At 61.0% G+C, this 2,535-nt stretch carries 5 protein-coding genes; all 5 read right to left on the bottom strand.

What is annotated here, in order from left to right:
• On the bottom strand, positions 1-1,073 hold a 1,073-nt coding region (locus tag J9889_RS22415; protein ID WP_210558257.1), incomplete at its 3' end, for a hypothetical protein.
• Positions 1,054-1,368: a phage tail assembly protein T gene (locus tag J9889_RS22410; protein ID WP_282597965.1), complete on the bottom strand. Its 315-nt coding sequence runs from the start codon at positions 1,366-1,368 to the stop codon at positions 1,054-1,056. The genes J9889_RS22415 and J9889_RS22410, both read right to left, overlap by 20 nt.
• 20 nt (positions 1,369-1,388) lie before the next feature.
• Positions 1,389-1,826: a hypothetical protein gene (locus J9889_RS22405; RefSeq protein WP_210558255.1), complete on the bottom strand. Its 438-nt coding sequence runs from the start codon at positions 1,824-1,826 to the stop codon at positions 1,389-1,391.
• On the bottom strand, positions 1,823-2,296 hold the full coding sequence (locus J9889_RS22400; protein ID WP_210558254.1) for a phage tail tube protein: 474 nt from the start codon (positions 2,294-2,296) through the stop codon (positions 1,823-1,825). The genes J9889_RS22405 and J9889_RS22400 overlap by 4 nt, the downstream gene beginning before the upstream one ends.
• Positions 2,296-2,535, bottom strand: a 240-nt coding sequence (locus J9889_RS22395) for a hypothetical protein (protein WP_210558252.1), incomplete at its 5' end; no start/stop codon positions are given. The genes J9889_RS22395 and J9889_RS22400, both read right to left, overlap by 1 nt.

Here is a 2,535-nt window from a genome sequence, read left to right as displayed (position 1 = left end):
GCGCGGCGCTGCTGGAGCTCAGGCAGGGCAGAACGGCCCGCCGTATCGCCCAAGATGGCATCGATCAAGCCGACGCCGCCGAATGCCTTTTGCTCCGACGTCTCTTTGATCTGGTCATCCAGATCCTTGAGTTCTTCACGCAGGTTCCCGAGGCGACGGCTCATGCCGTCGATGGTGCGGGGGTTGTCGGCCCAGCTGTCGAACAGCGTCCCCCAGTAGCCCACCGCGTAACTCACCTTGTCAGTCAGCCAGTCGATCTGCTCCGAGGCCCCCAGTACCGCTTTGGCAAACGACCCTTGCAGTTTCAGGCCCACATCGTGGAGCTGCTGATCCATCTCCTTTAGCTGACTGATATCGGTCTCGGAGAGCGCAGCGTTGAGATTCCGATAGTGCCCGGTCAGACGTTGAAGTTCGGCGCCGTTATTGCGCAGCAGGGGTTGCAGGGTGGAGACATCGTTGGCGATGGACTCTAGGTAAAACACCTGCTCGGCGGCGGAAACGTTGGTCTTGTCCATCGCATCCTGCATCGCGATAAGGGCATCGGGGCCGCTCATCTGCTGCAGTTTTTCGATGGTCAGCCCCACCTTGGGGGCGATGTTGGTCATCCAGTCGGCAAACTCGCCACCGCCGGTGGCCGAGAAGTCGCCCAACTTGTCCTGCACGTCCTTGAGCATGTCAGCCAACTGATCGCCGCTGACATTGTATTGCTCGGTGGCGTAGGCCAGCTCCTGCATCCGTTCGACGGTCACCCCCGCCTTGTTGGACATCTGCTCCAGTTCGCGTCCCTGCTGGGCCAACGAACTGACCGCCGAGGCCATGCCGACCGCCGAGCCCACCACGCCGAGCACGGCTCCCTGCATCAGGCTGAAACCACCGATGATGGCCTGGGACCTCTGCGAGATCAGATCGGCGGTTTCCCCGAACGAGCGGCCAAAATTGAATGTCGAGTCTTCGGCACTCTTGGCGTCGGCAGCATAGCTTTTCAGCACGTTCGCAGCGGAGCGGACATCGGCAGGCAAGGACGAGAGATCGGCGCTCAGCAGCACCCGCAGATCAGCTATCTGGGTTGACATAGGTTCTCTCTACTCCCGGGATGGTGGCGGCCAGGCTGGCGATGTCCTCGTCGCTTTGCTCCACCACCACGGGCGCGGGGCGGTTGTAGTAAAACTCGGAGGGGCTGACCCAGTGCTCGGCCTTGAGGTGGACATTCAGCAGGAGGGCGCAGATCTGGCCGGTTTCGTATTGGCGGATCCGATAATCGGTCGGGTGCTTTGAGAAATCAGCCACCCAGTCCAGGTACTCAGCAGCCGAAAACTCGCTCAGCCAGCGCCGCCAGTCTGCTCGACCAAACTGGCGGGCTAGGCTCAGGATGAACGCCTTTTCAGCCGCTAAGCCTTTTTTGGGTCGGCTGGCTCCTTTGCGTCACCCTCTTGCGCCGTTTTCTCTTCCTCGGCGGCAGGTGGTTGTGCCAGGCCGCTCAGCTCCTTGACCGCCAGGGCCAGACGCATGATGTGATCTGGCAAGGGGTAGGAACGGATCACCCTGGCTTTGACTTCCTCGATAGATTCCGCCGGATGCAGGTACTGCAAGCCAAACGCCGCCATGGTGGCGTTCAGCTCATAGACCACCCTCTGCACCTGCAGGGTGTATTTATGGGCGGCCTTGTCATCCCCTTCCGGGGGCTGGGCAGGCCACTCGACGTCCGCCAGATAGGTCTGGTAGTCGAACAGTTGCAGGGCCGTCAGCGCCCGCACGGTGACATCAGACTCCAAGCCACGGGGGGTCCGCAGCTTGATGGTGCGGCTATCAATGTGTGGCTCGGTCATGCGGCGGGGTTCCAGTCAGTCTCTGCCGGGGATTGACGGCCAGAGAGGGAGATTTTTACCGAACGGGTGATGGTCTCTTTCGCCTGGACTGCCTTGCCAACGCTGCTGACAAAACCATAGAAGCCATCCCACGCCCCATTGGGGTACTTGATGAAAAACCAGCGAGGGGCTTGGGCAAGCAGGTTCACCAGTTGTTTCTGGGTTGCTTCCGCAGGCTTCCAGGCCAGGGTGATCGAGAGCTGACCCGGGTCGATTTGACCGGCGGTTTTCTCTTTCCACTTCGGGTCCGGCGCGTCCAGATATGCATCTTCTATCTCTTCGGCGCTCATCTCGGGCGGCGTCAGCTCTTTGACATCAGCCAAACGGATAACCGCATTGCCGGTGGTGGGGTCCGGCTTATCGTTGCCAGCAGCGGCAGCCATGAAAAATTGAGTACCGGCGCCCTTCACCGGCTTGGTTGCATCAGTCATCAGGGTTTGCTCCAGGTCGCGTTAAAGTTGAGGGTTAGAGAAGCCAGGCCAGTGCCCCGATCATCTGCCCCGTATTGCCAGCCCGCCGAGGCCAGCCCTTCCAGCAGCAGCCCGCTGAGGGCGTCCTCAGCCAGCGGCGCCAGCTTCTCAGCCAGCTCGTCCAGATCGGCGTCCGCCTGGTTGGTTTCGGCCACATAGAGGGATACCATCAGCAGGGCCTGCTCGCTCTTCCCATCCAT

This window comes from Aeromonas sp. PrichA-15 (assembly GCF_017939245.1).
Classification (GTDB): domain Bacteria; phylum Pseudomonadota; class Gammaproteobacteria; order Enterobacterales; family Aeromonadaceae; genus Aeromonas; species Aeromonas caviae.
This window is presented reverse-complemented; position numbering and strand designations above follow the sequence as displayed.